We start from the raw sequence: 26,018 nt of genomic DNA, 5'->3' as shown, positions 1-26,018 counted from the left end.
CCGTTTCCTAAAACATCTTTCATCCTGGCCCGCGCCCCGCGTTAAGCGGCGCCACGCACACTGCGCGAGCCGAATCGGGCTCCCGCCGCGCTTCGGCACTTCGCTGACAGGCCGGCGCCCCGCGCCGGCGGAGACCTCGCCGATGCTGAAACTCGTCCGACTGGCGCTCGCGCGCCCCTACACGTTCATCGTCCTCGCGCTGCTGATCCTGATCGCGGGGCCGCTCGCGGCGCTGCGCACGCCGACCGACATCTTCCCCGACATCCGGATTCCGGTCATCAGCGTCGTGTGGAATTACTCGGGCCTGCAGCCGGCCGACATGGCCGGGCGCATCGTCACCTACTACGAGCGCACGCTCGGCACGACGGTCAACGACGTTGCGCACATCGAATCGCAGTCGTTCCGCAGCTTTGGGATCGTCAAGATCTTCTTCCAGCCGACCGTCGACATCCGCACCGCGACCGCGCAGGTCACGTCGATCTCGCAGACCGTGCTCAAGCAGATGCCGCCGGGCACCACGCCACCGCAGATCCTCAACTACAACGCATCGACCGTGCCCGTGCTGCAGTTGGCGCTGACGAGCGACACACTGAACGAGCAGCAGCTCGGCGACTACGCGACCAACGTGATCCGGCCTCAGCTGCTGTCCGTCGCGGGTGTCGCGATCCCGTCGCCGTACGGCGGCAAGGTGCGCCAGGTGCAGATCGATCTCGATCCGCAGGCGCTGCAGGCCAAGGGGCTGTCCGCGCAGGATGTCGCGACCGCGCTGGCGCAGCAGAACCAGATCATCCCGGCCGGCACGCAGAAGATCGGCGGCTTCGAATACAACATCCGGCTCAACGACAGCCCGCTGACCATCGACCAGCTCAACGCGTTGCCGATCCGGTCCGTGAACGGCGCGGTGATCTTCATGCGCGACGTCGCGCACGTGCGCGACGGTTATCCGCCGCAGGGCAACATCGTGCGCGTCGACGGCCGTCGCGCGGTGCTGATGAGCGTGCTGAAAAGCGGCTCGGCGTCGACGCTCGACATCATCTCGGGCGTCAAGGCGCAGTTGCCGCGCATCGAGGCGACCCTGCCGCCGTCGCTCAGGCTCGTCGTGATGGGCGACCAGTCCGTGTTCGTCAAGGGCGCCGTGAGCGGCGTGGCACGCGAAGGCCTGATCGCCGCCGCGCTCACGTCCGCGATGATCCTGCTGTTCCTCGGCAGCTGGCGCTCGACGCTGATCATCGCCGCCTCCATTCCGCTCGCGGTGCTGGCCGCGATCGCGGCGCTCGCGGCCGCGGGCGAGACGCTCAACGTGATGACGCTCGGCGGACTCGCGCTCGCGGTCGGCATTCTCGTCGACGATGCCACCGTCACGATCGAGAACATCAACTGGCACCTCGAACAGGGCAAGGACGTGCGCGAGGCGATCCTCGACGGCGCGTCGCAGATCGTCGCGCCGGCCTTCGTGTCGCTGCTGTGCATCTGCATCGTGTTCGTGCCGATGCTGCTGCTCGATGGCGTGGCCCGCTTCCTGTTCGTGCCGATGGCCGAAGCCGTGATCTTCGCGATGATCGCGTCGTTCGTGCTGTCGCGCACGTTCGTGCCGATGATGGCCCGTTACCTGTTGAAACCGCATGCCGCGCATCCGGCCGCCGTGCTCACGCCGCACGGTGCACCGTTCCCGCCGCCGCGCGCACGCAATCCGCTCGTCGCGTTCCAGCAGGGGTTCGAACGCCGCTTCGCCGCGCTGCGCGTCGGCTACCGCGCCGTGCTCGGCCTCGCACTCGCCCATCGCGCACGCTTCGTCGCGTTGTTCCTGGCCGCGGTCGCGGTCTCGTTCGTGCTGGTGCCGTGGCTCGGCCGCAATTTCTTCCCGTCGGTCGACGCGGGCGAAATCGCGATCCACGTGCGCGCACCGATCGGCACGCGCATCGAGGAAACGGCCGCGCTGTTCGACCGCGTCGAGCAGACGGTGCGCAGCGTCGTGCCGCCGCGCGCGGTCGCGAGCATCGTCGACAACATGGGGCTGCCGAACAGCGGGATCAACCTCACGTACAGCAACAGCGGCACGATCGGCCCGCAGGACGGCGACATCCTCGTGTCGCTCACGGGCGACCACGCGCCGACGGCCGACTACGTCAAGCAGTTGCGTACGGTGCTGCCGCGCACGTTTCCCGGCGTGACGTTCTCGTTCCTGCCTGCCGACATCGTGAGCCAGATCCTCAACTTCGGCGCGCCCGCCCCGATCGACGTGCAGGTGACAGGCCCCGACCGTGCCGCCAACCGCGCCTATGCCACCGCGCTGTTGCGGCGCATCCGCAGCGTGCCCGGGGTCGCCGACGCGCGCGTCCAGCAGGCGTCGACCTATCCGCAGTTCACGGTTGCGGTCGACCGCACGCGTGCCGCGCAACTCGGCATCACCGAGCAGGATGTCACCAATGCCGTGGTGGCGAGCCTGTCCGGCACGAGCCAGGTGGCGCCGACCTACTGGCTCGATCCACACAACGGCGTGTCGTATCCGATCGTCGCGCAGACACCCCAGTACCGGATGACGTCGCTGTCGGACCTGCGCGCACTGCCCGTCACGGGCCGCACGGGCGCGCCCCAACTGCTCGGCGGTCTCGCGACGATCGTGCGCGGACAGACCGACGCGGTCGTGTCGCACTACGACATTGCTCCGCTGTACGACATCTTCGCGACGACGCAGGATCGCGATCTCGGCGCGGTCAGCGCCGACATCGCACGCGAGCTGCGCGAGAGCGCCGCCGGTTTGCCCAAGGGATCGCGCGTGACCGTGCGCGGCCAGGTACAGACGATGAACAGCGCATTCGGCGGGCTGCTCGCGGGCCTCGCCGGCGCGGTCCTGCTGATCTACCTGCTGATCGTCGTCAACTTCCATTCGTGGCGCGACGCATTCGTGATCGTGAGCGGCCTGCCCGCAGCGCTCGCCGGCATCGTCTGGATGCTGTTCGTCACGCGCACGCCGCTGTCGGTGCCGGCCTTGACGGGCGCCATCCTGTGCATGGGGGTCGCGACCGCGAACAGCATCCTCGTCGTGACCTTCGCGCGCGAACGGCTCGCGCATACCGCCGACGCGGCCGTCGCCGCGCTCGAGGCCGGCTTCACGCGCTTTCGGCCCGTGATGATGACCGCGCTCGCGATGATCATCGGCATGGCGCCGATGGCGCTCGGCCTCGGCGACGGCGGGGAGCAGAACGCGCCGCTCGGCCGCGCGGTCATCGGCGGCCTGCTGTGCGCGACCGTCGCGACGCTGGTGTTCGTGCCCGTCGTGTTCAGCCTCGTCCACCGGCGCGATCGCGCGCCTCGTTCCGAATCCCTGCCCCTCACTCCGGGAGAACAGCATGTCCACTGAATTCGACGTCCGCCCCCCTGGCACGCCGCGTTATCTGAAACCGCTCGCGATCGCGGGCGCCGTCGCCGCGCTCGCCGTCGCGGCGGCCGGCCTCGTCGCACGCATGCATGACGCGCACGCGGTGGCCGCGTGGACCGTGCAACAGGCGATCCCGACCGTCGCGACGGTGGCGCCGCAGCCGGCCGCGGCCGACGCGCTGGTGCTGCCCGGTCGGCTCGACGCGTACGTCGACGCGCCGATCTACGCGCGCGTGCCCGGCTACCTGCACGCGTGGTACGCCGACATCGGCGCGCACGTGAAGGCCGGCCAGTTGCTCGCGTCGATCGACACGCCCGATCTCGACCAGCAGTTGCAGCAGGCACGCGCCGATCTCCAAAGCGCGACCGCGAACGAACGGCTTGCGGCCGTCACGGCTGCCCGCTGGGCCGAGATGCTCGCGCAGGATTCCGTCTCGCAGCAGGAGGCCGACGAGAAGCGCAGCGACCTCGACGCGAAACGCGCGGCCGTCGCGGCGAGCACCGCCAATGTGCGACGGCTCGACGCGCTCGAATCGTTCAAGCGGCTCACCGCGCCGTTCGACGGCATCGTGACGGCCCGCAAGACCGATGTCGGCGCGCTGATCGACGCGGGTAGCGGCACCGGCGCCGAACTCTTCACCGTCTCGGACGCGCGGCGGCTGCGGCTGTACGTCCACGTCCCGCAAGACGACGCGGCCGCGATCCGCGCAGGCATGCGTGTCGCGCTGACCGTCCCCGAGCGCCCCGGCATGACGTTCGACGCCACGCTCGCCGATTCCGCACAATCGATCGACCCGGCTTCCGGCACGCTGCTCGCGCAATTCTCGATCGCCAACCCGGCGGGCACGCTGTTCCCGGGCGAATACGCGCAGGTGCGGATCGCGATGCCCGGCGCCGCGCATGCGCTGACGATTCCGGCAAGCACGCTGATCTTCCGCCACGACGGTCTGCAAATCGCCGTGCTCGATGCAAGCGGGCATGCGCGGCTGCGCAACGTATCGATCGCGACCGATCTCGGCACGCGCGTCGAGATCGCGTCGGGGCTCGCGGCCGGCGACCGCGTGATCGACAATCCGCCCGATTCGCTCGCGGACGGCGACCCCGTGCGTATCGCCAGCACCGCGACGACGGAGCGTGCGCATGGCTGACCGTCTGCTCGCTGTGTGGCTGGGCAGCGTCGCGCTGCTCGCCGGTTGCTCGCTGGCGCCGACCTATCGCGCGCCGGCCGTTCCGGTGCCGACCGCGTTTCGCGAAACGGGGGCATGGGTCGATGCCGCACCGGCCGATCGCCTGCCGCGTGACGGCTGGTGGCGCGTGTACGGCGACGCGACGCTCGACCGGCTCGAGCCGCTCGTCGCGCGCGCGAATCCCGACCTGGCCGCCGCCGTCGCGCGACACGACGAAGCCGCCGCGCTGTTCGACGAGGCGCATGCGGCATTGCTGCCGACCGTGGGTATCGACGCCGAGACCGACCGCGACCGTCAGTCCGCGCGCCGCCCGCTGCGCGGCAGCGGCCAGCCCGACACCTATGAGTCGAACACGCTCGAAGCGGGATTCGGCTACGACGTCGATCTGTGGGGCAAGGTCCGCAACGCGGTCGCGGCCGGCCGAGACAACGCGCAGGCAGCCGACGACGACCTCGCGTCGGCCCGGCTCAGCCTGCAGGCCGGCGTCGCCAGCACCTACTTCGACCTCGCGGGACTCGACCGCGAAGCGGACACGCTCGCGCAAACGATCGACACGTACCGCCGTGCGTGGCAACTGACGGTCAGTCGCCATCGCGGCGGCCTCGCATCGGGGCTCGACGTATCGCGTGCGCAAACGCAACTCGCGCTCGCCCAAGCGCGCGCGTCCGACATCGCGGCCCGTCGCGCGCTCGACGAGCATGCGATCGCGGCACTCGTCGGAGAATCCGCGTCGACGTTCTCGCTGCCGCCCGTTGCTGCGCTGCCGGGCGTGCCGTCGATTCCGACCGGGCTCGCATCGACGCTGCTCGAACGCCGGCCGGACGTCGCCGCCGCCGAACGCCGTGTCGCGGCCGCGAACGCGCGGATCGGCGTCGCGCGCGCCGCCTACTTTCCCGACCTGTCGCTCGGCCTCGACGCCGGGTTCCAGAGCGATACGTTTTCGCCGTGGCTCGCTGCGCCAAACGAGATCTGGTCGATCGGACCGCGTCTCGCGATGACGCTGTTCGACGGCGGACGGCGTGCCGCCGGCGTACGCCACGCGCGTGCGCAGTTCGACGAACAGGGCGCACGCTATCGCGCCGTCGTGCTGCAGGCGTTCCGCGAAGTCGAGGATGATCTTGCACAGTTGCACCGCCTCGGCGACGAATCGGACCAGGATGACGCGGCGCTCGTCGCGTCGCGGCATTCGCTTGCGCTGGCGATGTCGCGCTATCGCGACGGCGCGGTCAGCTATCTCGACGTGGTCACCGCGCAGACGACCGAACTCGATACGCAGATCGCATCGCTCGACGTCGACGCCCGACGCCTGCAGGCATCCGTCGGGCTCGTGCGCGCGCTCGGCGGCGGCTGGCACGACGCACGTTCATGAACGTTTCTTCATCGGCACGCCGGGCGCCCGTACGGGCGCACCCGATAACGTGTTTCAGGCCGGCATCGCATCCGCGACACCGGCCTCCGACCTTCGATAAGGATCACGCCATGAAGACCTTGATATTCGCCACCGCCCTTTCCGCCCTCTGCGTCGCGCTGCCCGGCCGGGCCAGCGCAACGCAGCCCGACACCGCGGCTGCGCCGCAGACGTTCGCCGCGACCACAACCGCACCGTTGTCGTCGCAACCGGCATGGAACGCACGGCCGGCAACGCCGCTGACACGCGCGCAAGTCTATCGCCAGCTCGTCCGCGCCGAACGCGACGGCCAGCTCGCGCAGCTCAACCGCGAACTCTATTCGCACTGACCACCCGCAATCGAACCTGCCGCGCGACGCGCGGCATACGTGCCATCCTCAAGCGCGACGCGATACCGCGTCGTCATCCGCCCGCGTCGAACCTGAACCCGAATCGCGCAATCGTTTCGATGCGCGCGGAAAACGCGTGCGCGGCCAGCTTGCGCCGCAACCGCACGACCAGCGCGTTGACCGTCTCGGGTTCGACATCGGCATCGCCCCACGCATAACGAAGCACGGCATCGCGCCCGACCGGCCGCCCCGCTTCGCGCAGCAGGCACTCAACGAGACGGAATTCCCGTGTGCTGAGCGCCAGCCGCCGGCCACGCTCTTCGAGCGCGCGCGTGGCCGCGTCGAGCCGGATCGACTCGCGCATCGCGATGACGCCCGTGCGGCGCCACAGCGCGCGCAACCGCTCGTGCAGTTCCACGAACGAACACGGATGCGCAAGACACACGTCGCAGCCGGCCTGCAATATCTGCGCGCGCTGCGCGGCTGTCGCGCCGGCAACGATCGTCGCAATCGTCGCGCCTTCAGCCGATGCGACGAGTCGCGGCAGCGCATCGAGGATCGCCGGGCCGGCAGCCGTGTCGGGCACAACGATCACGATGGCATCGAACCGCTCCTGCGTCGCCACGAAGCAGCCGTCGCGCCATCCGTCGACGCGCTCCACGCCATGCGTGCTCTCGCGAAATGCCTTGTCGAGCCGCGCCGCTTCCAGGTTCGGCGGGGAAATCAGCAGGATGCGCATCGACGGTTCCCCGACGCCGTCATGCGAGCGAGCGCGGCCAGCACTCGACCGTGATCGCCGCCCCGGCCAGTGGCGTATCGCCGATCCGCAACTCGAAGCCGTGCACGCGCGTCACCGCCGAGACGATGCTCAGTCCCAGCCCCGAGCCGCTCACATGGCGCGTGCGCTCGCCACGATAGAAGCGCTCGAGCACCGCGTCGCGTTCGCCGGGCGGGATGCCGGGCCCGGTGTCTTCGAACCGCACGAGCGGCCCGCTCGGTGTCGCATGGAGCGCGACACGCACGCGGCCGCCCGGTGGCGTGAACTTGATCGCGTTGTCCGCCAGATTGCTGAACGCCTCGAACAGCAGCGCGCGATCGCCATGAATGCGGTCGACCGGTATCGCGTCGAGTTCGAACGACACGTCGACGGCTTCGGCCAGCGGTTCGTAGAGCTCGCAGACGTCGCGCAACAACGCCGTGACGTCGACTGCAGCGAAGCCGCCACGCCGGCTCAGCGTGCCGATCTCGGAGATGCGCAGCATCGCGCGAAAGCGCTCGAGCAACCGGTCGGTCTCGTCGCGCGCCGACGCGAGCAGTGCCGACGACGCCGGGTCGTCCGCGCAAAACGGCTGCTCGGCGAGCCGGGCCAGCATCGTGTGCACGCGAGCGAGCGGCGTGCGCAGATCGTGCGCGATCCCGTCGCAGGTATGCCGCACCTCCCCCATCAGCCGCTCGACTTCGTCGAGCATGTGGTTCACGAGATGCGCGAGCAGGTCGAGTTCGTCGTGGCGTCCGACCGGCAGCCGCTTGCCGAGATCGCCCTCGGCGATCTGTCGCGTGACGCGCCGGATCGCGGCGACGCGGCGCATCTGCCGCATGCCGAGCATGCTGCCCCCCGCGATACCCGCGATCAGGATCATCACGCCGCCGATCACGAGCCCGCGGATCGCGACATCGCGGATCTGGATGAAATGCGACAGGTCGCGCGCGACCACCAGCGTCATCCCGTTGTCGCGGCGCACGGCCATCGCGCGCGTGATCGGCGCGGGCTGGCCGTCGAGCGGAGCAAGCGTGCGGTTCAGCGTGCGTCCGTCGCGATCCGTGCGCAGCGCGGGCAGTGTCGCGATGTCACCGGCCACGCGGCGCCCGTTCGCGTCGAACAGCCCGTAGAAACTGGTATGCATGTGCTCGTGCTCGAGCCGCCGGTGGATCGCGAGCGGCAGCTCGGCATCGGGAATCGAATCGAAATAGATCAGTTGCCACGCGAGCACCTCGTCGGTGTCGCGCGTCATCGTGTGCGTCGCGGCCACGCTGATCACGCCCGCGAGCAGCAGCAGCGAAACCGAGAAAATCGCCGCATACGCGCACAGCCAGCGAAACGTCGTCGTGTGCCAGCGGCGCGTGAAATTCGCCGCGCGAGCCGCATCCATCCTCGCCTCCGTCACGCGAGCATGTAGCCCGAGCCGCGCACCGTCTGGATCATCGGGTTCGCGCCGGGCGGATCGATCTTCTTGCGCAACCGGCCCATGTGGACGTCGATCAGGTTGGTGCCGGGATCGAAGTGATAGCCCCACACGGTTTCGAACAGCATCGTGCGCGTGATCGTCTGGCCCGCATTGCGCATCATGAATTCGAGCACGCGGAATTCGGTCGGCAACAGCGGAATCTCGTCGGCCCCGCGACGCGCGCAGCGCGAAATGAGGTCGAGCTCGAGCGCGCCGACCTTCAACAGCGTCTGCTGCGGCACGCCCGACGCCTGCCGGCGACGCAGCAGCACCTCGATGCGGGCGCTCAGCTCGCCGGAATCGAACGGCTTCGTCAGGTAATCGTCGCCGCCCGCGCGCAACCCGCGGATGCGCTCGTCGACATCGCCGAGCGCGCTCAGCATCAGCACCGGCGTATCGATGCCGACCGTGCGCATCGCGGTCAGGATCGCGAGGCCGTCCGCGCCCGGCAGCATCCGGTCGAGCGTGATCGCGTCGTACGATGCGCTCATCGCGCGCAGCATGCCTTCACGGCCGTTGTCGATCCACTCGACCTCGAACCCGCGCGCGGTCAGTTCGCCGACGATTTCGTTCGCGGTTACCGCATCATCCTCGACCGTCAGTACTCGCATGGTTGCCCTCGCAATGAACGTCATGACGGGCGCACGCAATGCGCCCGCGACTATCGTAGACGACCCGGTCGCCGTCCGGCGTTACATGAAAATTGCTTCATCCAGCTTCTCGGCGCACGGGTAAAAGATGTTTCATCCGTGCGTCGCCCGCCCCGCCGTGCGCGCCGCCTACGCTGACGTCATGCGGCATCGGGCCGCGAAACCAGGAGCTACCGGATGAAACTGTCGACTACCGTCGCCTGCATGCTGCTCGCATGCGCCAGCACCGCCGCGTTCGCGGCCCCTCACCTGACGCCGCAGGAATGCAACGCCTACCCGTTCGTCCACACCGGCCACGACGTCACGCGTGCGGACCTCGTGCGCGAGCTGACCGAACTCGAACAGGTCGGCTACGATCCCGCGCACGCGAGCCCCTACTACCCCGACGATCTCGACGGCGCGAAGCATCGTCTCGCTGCCGAGTACCGTTCGGACTGCACGCATGCGCTGACGGCCGATGCGGGCACCCGGCACTGACCCCGCTGCCCGGCGCAACCCGGCCGGGAAAAACAAAAAGGCGGCACTCGCGTGCCGCCTTTCGTTCATGAAAGCGCATGGATATCGACCGCTGCGCCGCGATGCCGCTCAGCGCGACATCATGTTCATGCTGACGTTGTGCATCACCCACAGCGTGCCGACGATCAGGATCGCCGCGGTCAGCACCGTGTAGCTGAACGCCATCACGTTCCAGCGCTGGCCCGACGAGCCGTTCATGTGCAGGAAGTACACGAGGTGCACGACGATCTGCACGAACGCGAGCACCGCAAGCGCGATCAGCGACGCGTGCGGCGACAGCACGCCGCCCATCACGAGGCCGAACGACGCGGCCGTAAGCAGCACCGACAGGATGAAGCCGGCGAAGTAGCCGCCGACACTGCCGTGCCCTTCTTCGAGTTGAGACGAATGCGAATGGGCCATTTAGATCACGCTCGCGAGATAGACAAAGGAAAACACGCAGATCCACACGATGTCGAGAAAGTGCCAGAAGAGGCTCAGGCACGTCAGCCGTCGCAGGTCGCGATCGGTCAGGTCGCCGCCGCGGAACACGATCTGCCCGGCGAGCACGATCATCCACAGCAGGCCGGCCGTCACGTGCAGCCCGTGCGTGCCGACCAGCGTGAAGAACGCCGACAGGAACGCGCTGCGTTGCGGGCCCGCGCCTTCCGCGATCAGGTGCGAGAACTCGCGCAGCTCCATCGCGAGAAATGCCGCGCCGAGCACGAACGTCACCGCGAGCCACGCGAGCAACGCGCCGCGCCGCTGCTTGTAGGCGGCGAGCATCGCGAAACCGTAGGTGATGCTCGACAGCAGCAGCGCGGCGGTTTCCACCGCGACGCCCGGAATGTCGAACAGTTCTTTCGCGGTCTGCCCGCCCGCATACTGGTGGCCGAGCACCGCGAACGTCGCGAACAGCGCCGCGAAGATCACACAGTCGGTCATCAGGTACAGCCAGAACCCGAACACCGAGTGCGACGGCGGATGGTCGTCGTGCTCGAGCAGGGTTGCGCTCAAGGTTTTCTGCAACATCAGTTGGCCTCCAGTTCCACGTCGTCGACGCGCGCAGCCACGCGCTTCGTCGGCTGCTTGTCTTCGATCTTCCGCACCGTCGACGCGGGGATGTAATAGCCGTCGTTATCGCGCGAGCTGTAGATCACGAGCGTCGCGATGATGCCGACCAGCCCGCCGATCGCCATCCACCAGATGTGCCACACCAGCGCGAAGCCGAGCACCAGGCTGAAGATCGCGATCACGAGGCCCGCGCAGGTATTCGACGGCATGTGAATGTCGCGAATCGATGCCGGGTTCGGCCGGCCTTCGCCGCGTGCCTTCATGTCCGCATACGCGTCGAGCGTGCGCACCTGCGGGATCACCGCGAAGTTGTAGTCGGCCGGCGGCGACGAGGTCGCCCACTCCAGCGTGCGGCCGCCCCACGGATCGCCGGTGGTATCGCGGTACTCGGGCAGGTTGCGGTTACGGATGCTGACCACCAGTTGCAGCAGCTGGCACGCAATGCCGATCGCGATCAGCACGGCGCCGAATGCGGCGACCAGCAGCCACGGATGCCAGGCCGGGTTGTCGTAGTGGTTGATCCGGCGCGTCATGCCCATGAAGCCGAGCACGTAAAGCGGCACGAACGCAACGTAGAAACCGATCTGCCAAAACCAGAATGCCGCCTTGCCGAGCTTCTCGTTCAGCTTGAAGCCGAACGCCTTCGGGAACCAGTAGTTGAAGCCCGCGAGATAGCCGAACAGCACGCCGCCGATGATCACGTTGTGGAAGTGCGCGATCAGGAACAGGCTGTTGTGCAGCACGAAGTCCGCACCCGGAATCGCCATCATCACGCCGGTCATGCCACCGAGCGTGAACGTGACCATGAAGCCGATCGTCCACAGCACGGGCGTCGTGAATTCGATCCGGCCGCGATACATCGTGAACAGCCAGTTGAACACCTTCACGCCGGTCGGGATCGCGATGATCATCGTCATGATCCCGAAGAACGCATTCACGTTCGCACCCGAGCCCATCGTGAAGAAGTGGTGCAGCCACACGAGGAACGACAGCACCATGATCGCGCAGGTCGCATACACCATCGTCTTGTAGCCGAACAGCGGCTTCTTCGCGAAGGTCGCGATGACTTCCGAGAAGATCCCGAACGCCGGCAGGATCAGGATGTACACCTCAGGGTGACCCCATGCCCAGATCAGGTTCAGGTACAGCATCGCGTTGCCGCCGGCTTCGTTCGTGAAGAAGTGCATGCCGAGGTAACGGTCGAGGCCGAGCAGCGCGAGCGTCGCGGTCAGGATCGGGAACGACGCCATGATCAGCACGTTCGTGCAGAGCGCGGTCCACGTGAACACCGGCATCTTCATCAGCGTCATGCCCGGCGCGCGCATCTTGATGATCGTCACGAAGAAGTTCACGCCGGTCAGCAGCGTGCCGACGCCCGAGATCTGCAGCGCCCACAGGTAGTAGTCGACCCCTACCCCCGGACTGAACTGCAGCTCCGACAGCGGCGGATACGCGAGCCAGCCGGTCTGTGCGAATTCACCGATCACGAGCGAAACGTTGATCAGGATCGCGCTCACGGCCGTCATCCAGAACGAGAGCGAGTTGATGAACGGAAATGCCACGTCGCGCGCACCGATCTGCAGCGGCACGATCAGGTTCATCAGGCCGACCATGAACACCATTGCCATGAAGAAGATCATGATCACGCCGTGAGCCGTGAAGACCTGGTCATAGTGGTGCGGCGGCAGGTAGCCGGGCCCGTTGTACGCGAGCGCGAGCTGCATGCGCATCATGATCGCGTCGGCGAAGCCGCGCAGCAGCATGATCAGCGCGACGATGATGTACATCACGCCGAGTCTCTTGTGGTCGACCGTGGTCAGCCATTCCGTCCACAGCCATTTCCACCGGCCGGTGATCGTCAGCGCGGCGAGAATGCCCAGCACGACCAGCCCCATGAAGACACCGGCCCCCATGATGATGGGCTGATCGAACGGGATCGCCGAGAGTGTGAGTTTGCCGAACATGCGTTACCCCTTCGTGCCGCAGGCGGCGTCCTTCAGGTCAAGGACGTGGCCATCGTTGTATTTCGCGATGATGTTGTGGAAGAGTCGCGGATCGACCGACGAGAAGTAGCGCACGGGCGCCTTCTCGCTCGGTTGCGCGACGGTGCCGTACACGGTCGCGTCGAGCCGGTCCGGCGACGCCTTCACCTTCTGCACCCATGCATCGAACTGTTCGCGCGGCTCGGCGAGCGTGCGGAACTTCATGTCGGAGAAGCCGCGGCCGCTGAAGTTGGCGGACGTGCCCGCGTAGTTGCCGGGCTCGTCGGCGATCAGGTGCAGGCGCGTCTGCATGCCGGCCATCGCGTAGACCTGGCCACCGAGCTGCGGAATGAAGAACGAGTTCATCACCGAATCCGACGTGATGCGGAAGTTCACCGGCGTGCCGACCGGAATCGCAAGCTGGTTCACCGACGCGATGCCGAGTTCCGGATAGATGAACAGCCACTTCCAGTCGAGCGCGACGACCTCGACGTCGATCGGCTTCACCGACGACTCGAGCGGCTTGTACGGGTCGAGCTCGTGCGTGGTCTTCCACGTGAGCACGGCGAGGAACAGGATGATCAGCGTCGGCACCGTCCAGATCACGACCTCGATCGCGGTCGAGTGCGACCAGTTCGGCGCGTAGGTGGCGTTGCGGTTCGATGCGCGGTAACGCCACGCGAACCACAGCGTGAGCAGGATCACCGGCACGACGACGATCAGCATCGCCCAGGTGGACGTCGCGATCAGCGCCTTTTCGGCAGCGCCCACGCTTCCTTTCGGATTTAGTACATCTAAATTACAGCCTGACAGGCTCAAAGCCGCGCCGATCGACATCAGCGCCACCCAGCCTTTTGAAGCTTTTCTTTTCATCACACAGCCCGAGGGTCATTGAATCCGTTTGCGTATGCCCGATGCGCATTCGATCCACGAAAGTGGCCGAATCATACGTCGCGCGAGTGCGATGAAAAACCAGCTAATGCGGAAAATCATCATTGCAGAATCTGCCGTGAGACAGATTGTCGCGGGGCAATTTCACGCAGCCGAAAGCGGGCCCGGCGCTGCCTGCGCCGGACCGCGATCGAATCGATGTGTGTGCAACGACCGCACCGCCGTGCGATGCGCCCCGCTCGCGCGACGTGCCGCGCTCAGCCGCGCGTCGACGCCATGTACGACGGCTGCGGCTGCGCAGGGCCGTCCCCGGTCGGCAGCTTCGAATGGCTCGCGTCTTCGATCAGCCTGCCGACAGTCGGATCGATCGCGTCGGTGAACGGCTTCGGATCGATGCCGACCACCAGCACGACCAGTGCGAGCGACGCGAACATCACGATCTCGCGACGGTTCAGGTCGGCGAGCTTCGCGATCCGCTGGCTCGCGACCTTGCCGAACACCACGCGCTTGAGCAACCACAGCGTGTACGACGCGCTGAGGATCAGCGTCAGCGCCGCGATGGCGCCGATCCAGAAGTTGAAGCGGATCGCGCCCATGATGACCATGAACTCGCCGACGAACCCCGACGTACCCGGCAGGCCGACGTTGGCCATCGCGAACAGCACCGTGAAGGTCGCGAATCGCGGCATCACGCCCGCCACACCGCCGTACGCGGCGATCTCGCGCTGCTTCGTGCGATCGACGAGCACGTTCACGCACAACAGCATCGCACCCGCGACGAAGCCGTACGACACGAGCTGCACGATGGCGCCTTCGACACCGATCCGGTTGAACAGGAACAGCCCGAGCGTCACGATCCCCATGTGCGCGACCGTCGAATACGCGAGCAGCTTGCCGAGATCGGTCTGCGCGAGCGCGATCAGGCTGGCATAGACGATCGCGAACAGCGACAGCGCGATCACGGCCGGCGCGAAGAAGTGGCTCGCATCGGGCGTGACCGGCAGCGCGAAGCGCAGGAATCCGTAGCCGCCGAGCTTGAGCATCGCGAGCATCAGCGCGGCGCCGGTCGGGCCGTCGGTGTAGACGTCGCTCAGCCACGTGTGGACCGGCCACATCGGCACCTTGACCGCGAATGCGGCAAAGAAGCCGAGGAACACCAGCAACTGCGGTGCGAAGCCGAGCTGCAGCGTGCGCCACACGGCCATGTCGAACGTATGCGACTGCGCGTACAGGTACAGCATCGCCATCAGCAGCAACAGCGAGCCGGCGAACGAGATGAAGAAGAACTTCACGGCCGCGTACACGCGACGCTCCCGCCCCCACGTACCGATCAGCAGGTACAGCGGGATCAGCGTGGCCTCGAAGAAGATGAAGAACAGCAGCCCGTCCTGTGCGACGAACACACCGACCATCAGCCCCGACAGGATCAGGAACGACGCGTAGTACTGCGCGACACGCACCGTGACCGACTCCCACGTCGCCACCACCACGACGAGCGTCGTGAACGCGGTCAGCACGACGAGCCACAGCGACGCGCCGTCGATACCGACCCGCCATCCGGAATTGAATGCCGCCAGCCAGTTGCGGCTTTCGACGAATTGCATCGCAGCCGAGTGCGCATCGAAACCGGCGACCAGCGGAACGACCGCCGCCAGCCCCACCAGCGCGCCGACGAGCGCGATCAGTCGCGTTCGACGTAGATGTTGGTCGGAACCGGCGCGCAGCAGGCACGCGCCGAACAGGATCGGAGCCCAGATGGCCAGGCTCAGGAAGGGGAAATCATGCATGTCAACTAGGCCTTGATGAAGTCGCGCACTGCATCGGGGACAGGCGAGACGAAAGGAACGAAATCAAATCGACAGATAGATTTCGTGAATCGCCAGTGTTGGCAAAATGTAAAGCGACATCATCGGAAAACTTGACGCCGCTCAAACGCGATCGGGTTAACCAGCATAAGGCGATTGATTATTTTCTGCAGCGCAGCAGAGCATCGATTTTTAGAGATCGCCTATATCACTGATTTTTATGAGTAATTTTTTGTATTGCCCGACGATGGCGATCGGGAAAAACGACGCACTGCCGCATTTTTGACGTCGACGAGCCTTTTCGGAGGGTCGAAACGAGCTAATTGATGCCCGGCAGGATGGCAAGCATGCGGCGCCGAATCCTTACATTAATACTTTCATTTTTATTTCATTTCGCCTTACACGATGCAGGTCGAGAGAATGGTCGCTCCGCCCGCATCCCTCCCTTTCCCAACTGCGATCATCGATGACGCAAGCGGCCCCATATGCGAGTCGTCACCGTGCGATGGTGGTCGTGTAGCGCGGGAAAATGGACGATGCGAGCGTCATCGCATCGACGATGTTGCGCTCGTCGATCATGTAGTTTGCGGCGGGCAGATCCGACTTCGACGCCGGCGCCGTGACGATCGCCTCGCGTCACCATGCGCGACACCCTGCAGTGCGTGCGGGTCGAGTACGACAGAGAACGGTTCGAGCACGAGCAGCAATGCGTCCTGCGCCATCGCGACCAGCTGCGCGATGACTTTGAATCCCGTATCAGCCTTACAGCCGGTCGCCAAGCGCCAACAAGAAGTCGGCGGCAAGCCTGGTGCGCGCGGAGGCTTGGCGAGCTTTCTCATAGACCACCGACAAAGGGGCGCCGATGCTCTTGAAGTCGTCCAGGACAGGAACAAGTCGCCCCGCGGCCAACGACGGCGCCACGACATAATGCGGAGCTTGCAAGATACCGCCCCCGGCTTCCGACAGCGCCAGGAGCGCTGACGCATGGTCGCTGGCCAACGGCCCCACGGGGAAATGGCTGTACTGATCCCCGCCACGGACAAACATCCAGTCTCGGAATTGTCCGCTGTTGACCATCACATAACGCAGACAGGTATGGTCGACCAGGTCGTCCGGCGTCTTGGGCACGCCCTGCGACTGCAGGTATGCCGGCGAAGCGACCGTCACAAAGCGATGAGCCGGCAACGGGCGGGCCACCAGCCGGGAGTCAGGCACTTCTCCCAACATCACGGCCAGGTCGAAACGCTCGGCCGTCATGTCGACGTGACGATCCGTCAGGGCCAGTTCGATATCCAGCCCGGGATGTGCGCTCAGCCATTCACCGAGCGCAGGCGCCAGCACATATTGACCGAAACTCACCGGGACGCAGAGCCGCAACTTGCCCCGCCATGGTTGCGACGCACCCGCCAGCCTGCTGCGAGCGTCCTCGATGTCCGTCATTCCCTGGCGGCAGACTGCGAAGAACACCTCGCCATCCCCGGTCAAGGTGATCTGCCGCGGCGAACGGTGAAACAGCCGAACGCCCAGTTCAGCTTCCAGGCGTGCTACCGCCTTGCTCACGGCTGAGGGGCTAAGCTGAAGCAACCGAGCCGCACGCGTGAAATTGCCGGCCTCGGCAGCGCGGACAAAGGTACTGATATCGGTAAATGGATCCACTCTACCATTCCCTCAACTCACAATAAGTCTGAATTCTAAGGTCTTATCGTGACATGGGTTCATCTTTATAGTCGAACCCTCACTGATCGAAGAGGGGGTTGAGATGTTGAAATTCACGCAAAGCTGGTTCTCGCGACTGTTCTTGTTGTCCGCCATGTCAGCCGGCGCCAGTGAGGCAGCCCCTCTCTCGTCGCAGCCTAAAGTCAGCGTTGCCGCAGTTGCACACCAACCGATACCGACGGTGCCGAACGACGGTCGATCTGCGCTGCTCATGATCGAATTTGTCAATGAATGGCTTGCTCCAGAAGGCAAGTTGAGACGGCTGATCAAGGATGAGCATCAGTTCTCTCGATCGCAGGAAGCCGCCAAGCTTGCGCTGGCGGCAGCACGTCAAGCGGGTATGCCCGTGATTCACGCGACGCTGCAGATGTCTTCCGACTACCGGGAGTTGGGGCGCGCTCGATTCGGTCTGCGTGGCGCAATTCAAAAGGCCGGTACCTGGCAGAAGCAAGAGAGTGGTTGGCAGTTCCATGGGCCGTATGCGCCGCTTGAAAATGAATTCGTTGTCAGCGGACGGGCAGGCGCCAGCGCTTTTTCCGCTTCCGATCTGGACAACTATCTGCGTGGCCAAGGCATCACTCGGCTGTACCTTGCCGGCTATGCCACCCATGTCTGCATTGAGTCGACACTGCGCGCCGCGCACGATCTGGGCTATGAACCGATCGTGCTGAGTGATGCCACCGCGGCGTTCACCGACCAACAGCAACAACACGTGTTGAATGAGGTCGTCCATCATTTCGGCTGGGCCATGCCGACTCGCGAGTTCGTCGACAGTGTGTCGACCACGGGCAAGATCACCGATACGCCGGAAGCCTCGTCCGATGCGCCGCAGGCAGCGCCCGCAGAAACCTTGCGAACGCTCACGGCCCATGGACAGGAGATTCCCGGCATTTCTGGCGCCGTCGTTGTAAAGGGCGATCTAGCGCTACTCAGTGGACATGTCCCGGTGGCTGCCGACGGAAGCGTCGCGTCTACGCTGGAAGGTCAGTTGGAGCAAGCCTTCCAGAACCTGGATAGCACGTTGCGCCATGCGGGTAGTTCGCTCGACCGGATTGCCCGGATGACCCTGTACGTGCGCGGCTACCGCGCGGAGCAGCTCGGCACCATTCGTACGGTTCGCGATCGCTGGCTCAATGGGCATGCGCCGGCCAGTGCGCTCATTGGCGTTGAGTCGCTGTTTCGGCCGGACGTCCTGGTGGAAATCGACGCTATCGCGATAACGCGCTGAACGGGATCTCGTCCGGCTCCCTATAGTGGCCTGCGCGCCTCGTGCGTTCGAGGGCGGCTACCGCGAATTGACCAGCTCGGCTGAGCTGCCCTATCGACGCCAAACCGATCAGCACCGGGCACACTGAACCCGCGCCTGGTTTTGTGGAGGCTCCACCGCTTGAGAGCGCGGAGCCATGAACAAGAAGCCAACTCCGAGCCTGATGCTGGGCATATTCACGCGATCACACACGAACTCCTTGTGGCCTGCACGCTCAGGCCCGGACAGTGAGATCTTCACTTACGCCGCGATCAAAATCGAGACGGAATAATTCTCGCCCAACACCTTCTTTATAAGGACATACGAAAATCCGATTTAGCGTGAGCAGATGATACACGCGACTCACGCCGACTCAGCCTCAAACCTCCTCGATAGCAACGTCGGATTTATTTTGCTTCGCATCATCGAAGGCCTCGATTAGAAGATCGAACAAATCGCGCCCTGCGCTAGACACAAAGTAGTTGCTCATCGAGGTAATATCCGAGCTAATATCGCTCCCCCAAGGAGGTTGTTTTAACCGATCTTCGTAATCCCATATCACAGCAGTCGGCGGAAAATTCTTCAACTCCTCCCGAATCGCCCGCAACTCCTCCAGTGCTTTTTCGACATGCTGCGCTGACACACTTCCTTCGTAAAACTCGCTCGACACAACAGGGTACTTCGTTCCAGGACCCTTGGGCTCCAAAAGCCCCCAAATTGTGGAAAAGAACGAATTAAAGAAGCTCGACGCTCCGACCTCGTCAACTATTGACCCTACTCGCACGCCAACTGACATGTGCTACCTCAATATGGTAATGTCGCTTGACTGAATTATACCGTTGCTGCGCGTGGTAATTGACTGAATGACATTTTGCAAGTCACCACGACTGACTACTTGACCACGAATTTCTACAAAAAGCGATTGGACCGTATTCGAAGGTAATTGTTGCGCCCGATAGATCGCCTGATTTGACACGTTATCGATCAATTGTTCTTGGCCTGCAGATGTCTCGATATTGTAGTTCTTGACTTCAACGCTCGAACTATCTTTATCTTCGCCACTGCACCACCAATGTCAGAAGCTTTACCCGCTTTACCCGCTTGACCAGCCTTTCCGGCAACACCCGCTCCACCGACGAACACCGTCCCGCGATAATGGATTCCGGCCTTGCCATCATCAACACGCGAAACACGCAACCAGACTCATTTGCGCCTTGAGCATATTTGCCGCACCAGACGGAATGTGGGCCGTTCTGCACGTTTGTCGGTGAGACAAAGATCGCGCGATCCGGGGCATTCGCCGCATGATCATCGTCGTCGGCATGATCAAATGCCGGGACGTTGCCAACGGACAGATCGTTCAGGTCGGAAAACGCGCGACTGAGAGGGCGGCGAAGAAAACGGCCCCCTTCAGCCCCGCCGAGCACTATTCAAACCTCACTGCGCCGAAGCTTTCTATGTAACGCGGCGGTTGTCACATTGCCGAAGCGCCAAGGCCTCTTACAGCCCTGCATTCCCTCAATGCGAGGTGCAAAGAACCTATCGTAAGCACTCGACTTCCCGCTCAAAGGTGGACCAGCGAACCGGAACTGCAACGACAGCGGCATCGGCATCGGCATCGGCATCGGCATCGGCATCGGCATCGGCATCGGCATCAGTTTGCCATTGTGATCAGGAATGCGAACGTTGCGTGCCACTGCGAAGGACACGCACCCAACAGGTTGACCAGAATCGCCTCGTAAGTCACCTCATAGACGGCACGCAGTTCGTTCGCCGCGCGAAAAAAGGCCGTCAAATGCTTGAGCACTTGCCAAGCTGTCAGCGGGTAATGGTCGGGTTTCCGTTGTCGCCAAACCCTGCAACCTCCAGCGCATGCCCCACTCCGGCGGGGGCGACACCTCGCCTCATGGATAGTTTTGCTGACTGAGCCGCCGCGTCTAGGACCTCCTGCACGAAGGCGCCATGATCGCCGTCGATCGGCGAGTTGGGCCCACCAACCGCCGCGACAACGGCCTTGCTGTTCGTGGAATTGCGTCGGCAGCGCTTGCCGCAACGTCATGGACGCGTCTGTAGCGACCGTCGGTCACACGTGTTGCGCGCGCCGGACTGTCCCGATTGGGCGACCTGCAACCGCACGAACCGTTTCAGCGCAACGAACACGAGGCATCGGACGACTTACTGCACGTCGACATCAAGAAGCTCGGTTATATCGCGCCTCCTGCTCATCGCGTTACCAGCAATCGCGCGATACGGTGGAGGGCTTGGGCTAGGAGCGCTTTGCACGAACATCCATATGCAGCCCCGGCTCGAGTGCGAGCGTACGACCCGGAGCCCTAGGGGCAGTTGGAGCCCGATGATGGGCCTAGTGATGGGCTGAAAAAGAAAAAGCCCCGCAAGTCCGAGAACTTGCGGGGCTTTGTCACCGCTTTTGGCGGAGACGGAGGGATTCGAACCCTCGATCCAGGTTTTGGCCCAGATGCTCCCTTAGCAGGGGAGTGCCTTCGACCTCTCGGCCACGTCTCCCAAACTTTCGCTCGCACCAGGGAGGCAGTGCGACGAGAACAAGATAATATAGGGTTTCGAACCGTACGTCAATTTCCGTGATGCATTTTCTTCAACGCATCACGAAAAATTCACGATGCCTGGTCGAGTTCGAATGCCTTGTGCAGCGCGCGGACGGCCAGCTCCATGTATTTCTCGTCGATCAGCACCGAAATCTTGATTTCGGACGTCGAGATCATCTGGATGTTGATGCCCTCTTCCGACAGCGTGCGGAACATCTTGCTCGCGACGCCCACGTGCGAACGCATGCCGACGCCGACGACCGACACCTTCGACACCTTCGGGTCGCCCTGCACCTGCTCGGCGTTCACGTGGCCCTTCACCTGGTTGGTGAGGATGTCCATCGCCTTCTGGTAGTCGCCACGGCCGACCGTGAACGTGAAGTCGGTTTTGCCCTGGACGCTCTGGTTCTGGATGATCATGTCGACGTCGACGTTCGCATCCGCGACCGGGCCGAGGATCTGATACGCGATGCCCGGCTTGTCGGGCACGCCCATCACAGCAATGCGTGCTTCGTCGCGCTGGAACGCGATGCCGGAAATGACTGCCTTTTCCATGGTCTCGTCTTCTTCAAAAGTAATCAGGGTGCCCGAGCGCATTTCTTCGTCGAGCGCAATCAGCGGATCGGTCAGGCTCGACAGCACACGCGTCTTCACCTGGTATTTGCCGGCGAATTCGACCGAGCGGATCTGCAGGACCTTCGAGCCGAGGCTGGCCATTTCCAGCATCTCCTCGAACGTCACGCGATCGAGGCGTCGCGCCTCTTCGACGACGCGCGGATCGGTCGTGTAGACGCCATCGACGTCCGTATAAATCAGGCACTCTTCCGCACCCAGCGCAGCCGCGACCGCGACCGCCGACGTATCCGAGCCGCCACGGCCCAGCGTCGTGATGTGGCCGTCCGGATCGACGCCCTGGAAGCCCGTGATGATCACGACCTTGCCTGCATTCAGATCGGCCTTCACGCGCTCGTCGTCGATCGAGTGAATGCGCGCTTTCGTGAACGCGCTGTCGGTCTTGATCGGCACTTGCCAGCCCGCGTAGCTCACGGCCTCGACGCCGATTTCCTGCAGCGCGATCGACAGCAGGCCGACGCTGACCTGCTCGCCGGTCGACGCGATCATGTCGAGCTCGCGCGGGCTCGGCTGGCTCGAAATCTCTTTCGCGAGACCGAGCAGACGGTTGGTTTCGCCGGACATCGCCGAAGGCACGACCACCATCTGGTGCCCGGCCTGATGCCATTTTGCGACGCGTTTCGCGACGTTCTTGATGCGCTCGACCGAGCCCATCGAAGTGCCGCCGTATTTGTGTACGATGAGTGCCATTGTCGTTCTGAACTGGAGGAGAAACCGCACGGGCGCGCTGGGCAGGCCGCGTAGCCGTTCGGTCACGCGGCTTGTGGCTGTGGACGGACGACGAGGGGGACGGCTGGGACGCAACACGCAAGCGTGACGGATTTTGCCCGGAAGGCCGATCAGGCCGCGCAAACCGGGTACGTCACGCGGAAAACCTGCACAAATCGCTCAAAAATCGAGCCGAGCAAACGACCGAGCGTACCCGATAGAGGCCCGCTTGACAAGCCGCCCGCCGCGTCCGGGGTCGTTCCGGCGCTGTTTACCAAATGGTGAAAATGGGCGCGCCATGGCGCCGCCGGCAGCCTGTCGCCGTCATGCAATCAGCAGGTCCGGGCGCCACTCGATCCGGCGCCACCCGCCGTCGCCGGATGCCTCGCCGCCGGACAGGCCGGCATCGCGGTTTACGCCGAGGCGCGGCACGTAGATCAGCAAGTCACCAGCGAACAGCAACGGCACGTCGCGCTGCCAGGCGGGCACGCCGCGCTCCTGGAACAGGTTCTTCAGCGTACGGCCCGGGCCGCCCGGCGACGTGCGCATCCGCTCGCCGCCCGCGCGGGCACGCGCCGCCAGCCGTGCGCCGCGCAGCAGCGCCTCCGGCACCGCGTCGGCGCTTCCCGCGTCGGCCGGAGCGAACACGAGCGTGCCGCGCCAACCCGGCAGGTGCCAGACTTCCTGCCCGTCCCACGCGAGCACCGCCTCCGGATGCGGACTCCCGGTACCGTCATCGGCCGGTTCGCTGCTGTCGCCCGCTTCCCAGTAGACGACATCGCGATAGAGGCGCAGGCATTGCCCCGCGTGATCGACGCGCAGCGCATGGGCGACATTCGTGGCCCGCAGCTGCCGCATCATGTTGTCGAGCCGGGCAGCCGACGCACTCGGCAAACCGAGCCGGCGCATCCAGAAGCGCAGCAGGTTCGCGCCGCGCGTGTCGTCGAACGCGACCAGTGCATCGCGCGACAGCGCCTGCCCGTCATCGCGCGCGGCAACGGCAAAGTCGAGTTCGGCCAGGTCGTCGAGCAGCCGCTGCGCGGCGGCCGCATGCTGGGCCGCGCGGCCCAGCGCGTCGCGAAAGCCCGGGAAATGCACGGCCAGCGCCGGCAGCACGTCGATGCGCAGCGCATTGCGCGCGTAGCGCGTGTCGTTGTTCGATTCGTCGTCGATCCATGCCAGATCGTGCTGCGTCGCATAGCGCTCGAGTTGCGCACGCAACAATCGCAGCAGCGGGCGCACACGCTCGACGCTCACGCCGTCAGGGCGGTAACGCGGCGCCATCGCGGCAAGCCCCGCGATCCCCGCACCGCGCAACAACTGCAGCAACACGGTCTCGGCCTGGTCGTCCGCATGCTGCGCGAGCCAAAGCGCGGCCGCGCCGTGGCGCTCGCACATCTCGTCGAGCGCCGCATAGCGCCGCTCGCGCGCCGTCGCCTCGACACCGAGGCCGCTGTCGCGCGGCACGTCGACGCGCATCGATTCGAATGCGACACCGAGCCCGGCTGCGCTCGCCTCGGCATGCGCCACCCACGCGTCGGCGTTCGCACTCAGCCCGTGATGCACGTGCAGCGCGACGCAGCGCGACGCGCCCGCGACGCGCACGGCCGCGTCGAGCAGCACCGTCGAATCGAGGCCGCCACTGTAGGCGATCGCGATGCGTGCATCGGGCGGCATGCCGGAAAGCGCAACGCCGACCGCGTCGAGGACGGCGCGATCGGCGGAGAATTCGGTTGGCGGAATCACGAGAGGAGCGCACGCGCAGCGGCGCGCGATTTGAAGACGCAGCCGGTCATGCGCCCGGCGTGGTTTCCTTGAACTTGCCGTAGGCCATCAGGCGCTCGAAGCGGCGCTCGCGCAGCGCATCGACGCTCATGCCCTGGAACTGGCGCAGCGAATCGGCGAGCGCACGGCGCAGCAGCGCGGCCATGCCCTTCGGATCGCGATGCGCGCCACCGAGCGGCTCGTTGATGATCTTGTCGATCAGGCCGAGTGCCTTCAGGCGGTGCGCGGTCAGGCCCAGCGCTTCCGCTGCTTCGGGCGCCTTCGCGGCGCTCTTCCACAGGATCGACGCGCACCCTTCCGGCGAGATCACCGAGTAGGTCGAGAATTGCAGCATCATCACCGTGTCGGCCACCGCGATCGCGAGCGCGCCGCCCGAACCGCCCTCGCCGATCACCGTCGTGATGATCGGCGTCTTCAGCTCGGCCATCACGTACAGGTTGCGGCCGATCGCCTCCGACTGGCCGCGCTCTTCCGCGCCGATGCCCGGGTACGCGCCCGGCGTGTCGACGAACGTGAAGATCGGCAGCCCGAACTTCTCGGCGAGACGCATCAGGCGTTCGGCCTTGCGATAGCCTTCCGGGCGCGGCATCCCGAAGTTGCGCGCGGCGCGCTCCTTGGTGTCACGGCCCTTCTGGTGGCCGATCACCATGCACGGATGGCCGCCGAAGCGCGCGAGACCGCCGACGATCGAAATATCGTCCGCGAATGCACGGTCGCCGTGCAGCTCGTGAAAATCGGTAAACAGTTCCGCAACGTAATCGAGCGTATACGGACGCTGCGGATGCCGCGCGATCTGCGAAACCTGCCACGGCGACAGGTTCGCGTAGAGGTCTTTCGTCAGTTGCTGGCTTTTCTTCGACAGCCGCTCGATTTCTTCCGAAATGTCGACAGCCGAGTCGTCCTGCACGAATCGCAGCTCTTCGATCTTGGCCTCGAGTTCGGCGATCGGCTGTTCGAAATCCAGAAACGTGGTCTTCATGTGTTCGAATCCTTGGGTCTTGCGGCAGCGCGTATTCTACCCGCGCGGGCGACGCTCAAAACCGGCTCTCAACTATTGATGTTTAAAACCCGATAGCCGTAGCTCAGGCGCCGTCGGGCGCATCGAGGCTGCGCCACATGTACCAGGTCGCGACGGTGCGCCACGGTTCCCAGTTGGCCGCAACCTCGCGCGCCTCGCTGCGCGTGACGGGTTCCCCGCTGAAGTAATTGACGCTGATCGCGCGGATCAGGCCCGGGTCGTCGAGCGGCAGGACGTCCGGCCGCGACAGGTTGAAGATCAGGAACATCTCCGCCGTCCAGCGGCTGATGCCGCGGATCTGCGTGAGTTCCGCGATCACGTCCTCGTCGTCCATCGACGTCCATTTGTCGACGTGCAGCGCGCCCGACACGAAATGCTGCGCGAGATCGAGGATGTATTCCGTCTTGCGCTTCGACAGCCCGCACGCGATCAGCTTGTCCGCGCCGAGCCGGATCACCGGCTGCGGGGCGAGTTTCGGACAGGCATCCCCGATGCGTGCCCACAGCGACTGCGCGGACGGCACCGAAATCTGCTGGCCGACGACCGAGCGCGCGAGCGTGACGAACGGGTCGCCGCGCTTCACGAGATGCGCAGGACCGAACTTCGGAATCAGTTTCTTCAGGATCCGGTCGCGCTTGACGAGGTCGGCGCATGCTTTATCCCAGTAAGCAGGACGCACGACGACCTCCTCGCCGCCCGCTTCGGACGCACGGGCCTTGCGGGCCGCGTCGGCGGCCGGCAGCGCAGCCGCCGGCTGCGCATGACCGTTGAGCGCGCCGTTCGGCACGGCGCGCGTCGCGTCCGTCTTCGCCGGCGGCACGCGCTTGGCTGCCGGACGCGCGGCGACCGGGGTCGCGCGCCTGACCGGCGCTTTTCTGGCCGTTGCCATCTTGCCTCCTACCTGACGGATCGGTCAGTGGAACG

The 26,018-nt window shown here is 65.0% G+C and carries 21 protein-coding genes, 1 tRNA gene and 1 pseudogene; 7 read left to right on the top strand and 16 right to left on the bottom strand.

The annotated features are described in order from the left end of the window. The first annotated feature begins 142 nt into the window (after positions 1-142). From LGN19_RS24550 to LGN19_RS24535, 4 genes are all read left to right on the top strand, one after another. Entirely contained in the window at positions 143-3,361 is a 3,219-nt protein-coding gene (locus tag LGN19_RS24550) for an efflux RND transporter permease subunit (protein ID WP_226217618.1), read from the top strand. Next, a complete protein-coding gene (locus LGN19_RS24545) occupies positions 3,351-4,526 on the top strand; it encodes an efflux RND transporter periplasmic adaptor subunit (RefSeq protein WP_226217616.1) in 1,176 nt (391 codons plus the stop codon). The genes LGN19_RS24550 and LGN19_RS24545 overlap by 11 nt, the downstream gene beginning before the upstream one ends. Continuing rightward, positions 4,519-5,934: an efflux transporter outer membrane subunit gene (locus LGN19_RS24540; protein ID WP_226217614.1), complete on the top strand. Its 1,416-nt coding sequence runs from the start codon at positions 4,519-4,521 to the stop codon at positions 5,932-5,934. Before LGN19_RS24545 ends, LGN19_RS24540 begins: the two co-directional genes overlap by 8 nt. Before the next feature lie 110 nt (positions 5,935-6,044). Then, on the top strand, positions 6,045-6,302 hold the full coding sequence (locus tag LGN19_RS24535) for a DUF4148 domain-containing protein (protein WP_226217612.1): 258 nt from the start codon (positions 6,045-6,047) through the stop codon (positions 6,300-6,302). Between the two features lie 73 nt (positions 6,303-6,375). On the opposite strand, the gene LGN19_RS24530 is transcribed toward LGN19_RS24535, so the two are convergent. From LGN19_RS24530 to LGN19_RS24520, 3 genes are read right to left on the bottom strand one after another with little or no spacing between them, the layout of a single operon-like run. After that, the gene (locus LGN19_RS24530) at positions 6,376-7,041 is read right to left on the bottom strand and encodes a response regulator transcription factor (RefSeq protein WP_226217610.1); all 666 of its coding nucleotides are present in this window, start codon (positions 7,039-7,041) and stop codon (positions 6,376-6,378) included. A gap of 19 nt (positions 7,042-7,060) precedes the next feature. Further along, complete coding sequence (locus tag LGN19_RS24525) at positions 7,061-8,452, bottom strand: sensor histidine kinase (protein ID WP_226217609.1); 1,392 nt, start codon at positions 8,450-8,452, stop codon at positions 7,061-7,063. Between the two features lie 11 nt (positions 8,453-8,463). Beyond that, positions 8,464-9,138, bottom strand: coding sequence for a response regulator transcription factor (locus LGN19_RS24520; RefSeq protein ID WP_043189293.1), 675 nt, complete (start codon positions 9,136-9,138; stop codon positions 8,464-8,466). 216 nt (positions 9,139-9,354) lie between these two features. On the opposite strand from LGN19_RS24520, the gene LGN19_RS24515 reads away from it, so the two are divergent. Next, positions 9,355-9,654, top strand: a complete 300-nt coding sequence (locus tag LGN19_RS24515) for a DUF4148 domain-containing protein (RefSeq protein ID WP_122945739.1) — start codon at positions 9,355-9,357, stop codon at positions 9,652-9,654. Between the two features lie 108 nt (positions 9,655-9,762). Here the strand turns inward: LGN19_RS24515 and cyoD are convergent, their stop codons facing one another. The 6 genes from cyoD to LGN19_RS24485 form a co-directional block, all read right to left on the bottom strand. Then, positions 9,763-10,095: a cytochrome o ubiquinol oxidase subunit IV gene (gene cyoD, locus LGN19_RS24510; RefSeq protein WP_122945740.1), complete on the bottom strand. Its 333-nt coding sequence runs from the start codon at positions 10,093-10,095 to the stop codon at positions 9,763-9,765. After that, the gene (gene cyoC / locus LGN19_RS24505; protein ID WP_034188894.1) at positions 10,096-10,704 is read right to left on the bottom strand and encodes a cytochrome o ubiquinol oxidase subunit III; all 609 of its coding nucleotides are present in this window, start codon (positions 10,702-10,704) and stop codon (positions 10,096-10,098) included. It lies immediately after the preceding gene. Continuing rightward, the gene (cyoB, locus tag LGN19_RS24500) at positions 10,704-12,710 is read right to left on the bottom strand and encodes a cytochrome o ubiquinol oxidase subunit I (RefSeq protein ID WP_122945742.1); all 2,007 of its coding nucleotides are present in this window, start codon (positions 12,708-12,710) and stop codon (positions 10,704-10,706) included. The genes cyoC and cyoB overlap by 1 nt, the downstream gene beginning before the upstream one ends. A 3-nt stretch (positions 12,711-12,713) precedes the next feature. Beyond that, positions 12,714-13,601, bottom strand: a complete 888-nt coding sequence (gene cyoA, locus LGN19_RS24495) for a ubiquinol oxidase subunit II (protein WP_122945743.1) — start codon at positions 13,599-13,601, stop codon at positions 12,714-12,716. A gap of 275 nt (positions 13,602-13,876) precedes the next feature. Then, positions 13,877-15,406 (bottom strand): complex I subunit 4 family protein, encoded by a 1,530-nt coding sequence (locus tag LGN19_RS24490; RefSeq protein WP_226217607.1) that lies wholly within the window; start codon positions 15,404-15,406, stop codon positions 13,877-13,879. A gap of 780 nt (positions 15,407-16,186) precedes the next feature. Continuing rightward, on the bottom strand, positions 16,187-17,080 hold the full coding sequence (locus LGN19_RS24485) for a LysR family transcriptional regulator (RefSeq protein WP_226217605.1): 894 nt from the start codon (positions 17,078-17,080) through the stop codon (positions 16,187-16,189). A gap of 103 nt (positions 17,081-17,183) precedes the next feature. Between LGN19_RS24485 and LGN19_RS24480 the strand changes: the two genes are divergently transcribed. Then, positions 17,184-18,368 (top strand): isochorismatase family protein, encoded by a 1,185-nt coding sequence (locus LGN19_RS24480; protein WP_226217603.1) that lies wholly within the window; start codon positions 17,184-17,186, stop codon positions 18,366-18,368. A 397-nt stretch (positions 18,369-18,765) separates the two neighbouring features. On the opposite strand, the gene LGN19_RS24475 is transcribed toward LGN19_RS24480, so the two are convergent. Further along, the gene (locus tag LGN19_RS24475) at positions 18,766-19,182 is read right to left on the bottom strand and encodes an Imm70 family immunity protein (RefSeq protein WP_226217600.1); all 417 of its coding nucleotides are present in this window, start codon (positions 19,180-19,182) and stop codon (positions 18,766-18,768) included. 253 nt (positions 19,183-19,435) lie between these two features. Next, positions 19,436-19,813 (bottom strand): hypothetical protein, encoded by a 378-nt coding sequence (locus tag LGN19_RS24470; protein ID WP_226217598.1) that lies wholly within the window; start codon positions 19,811-19,813, stop codon positions 19,436-19,438. Between the two features lie 572 nt (positions 19,814-20,385). On the opposite strand from LGN19_RS24470, the pseudogene LGN19_RS24465 reads away from it, so the two are divergent. Further along, positions 20,386-20,653 (top strand): annotated as a pseudogene (locus tag LGN19_RS24465) (IS481 family transposase); the annotation flags it as partial. Positions 20,654-20,815: 162 nt separating this feature from the next. Here the strand turns inward: LGN19_RS24465 and LGN19_RS24460 are convergent. The 5 genes from LGN19_RS24460 to LGN19_RS24440 all read right to left on the bottom strand — a co-directional run bounded on the left by LGN19_RS24460 (position 20,816) and on the right by LGN19_RS24440 (position 25,983). After that, positions 20,816-20,909, bottom strand: a tRNA-Ser gene (locus LGN19_RS24460). Between the two features lie 110 nt (positions 20,910-21,019). Then, complete coding sequence (locus LGN19_RS24455) at positions 21,020-22,273, bottom strand: aspartate kinase (RefSeq protein ID WP_027787050.1); 1,254 nt, start codon at positions 22,271-22,273, stop codon at positions 21,020-21,022. Positions 22,274-22,615: 342 nt separating this feature from the next. After that, entirely contained in the window at positions 22,616-24,037 is a 1,422-nt protein-coding gene (gene tilS / locus LGN19_RS24450; RefSeq protein WP_226217596.1) for a tRNA lysidine(34) synthetase TilS, read from the bottom strand. A gap of 46 nt (positions 24,038-24,083) precedes the next feature. Further along, entirely contained in the window at positions 24,084-25,055 is a 972-nt protein-coding gene (locus LGN19_RS24445; RefSeq protein ID WP_226217594.1) for an acetyl-CoA carboxylase carboxyltransferase subunit alpha, read from the bottom strand. 103 nt (positions 25,056-25,158) lie between these two features. Further along, complete coding sequence (locus LGN19_RS24440) at positions 25,159-25,983, bottom strand: DNA-3-methyladenine glycosylase family protein (RefSeq protein WP_174959502.1); 825 nt, start codon at positions 25,981-25,983, stop codon at positions 25,159-25,161. Between the last annotated feature and the right edge of the window lie 35 nt (positions 25,984-26,018).

The sequence above is a fragment of the Burkholderia sp. AU30198 genome (assembly GCF_020419825.1).
Lineage (GTDB): Bacteria > Pseudomonadota > Gammaproteobacteria > Burkholderiales > Burkholderiaceae > Burkholderia.
This window is presented reverse-complemented; position numbering and strand designations above follow the sequence as displayed.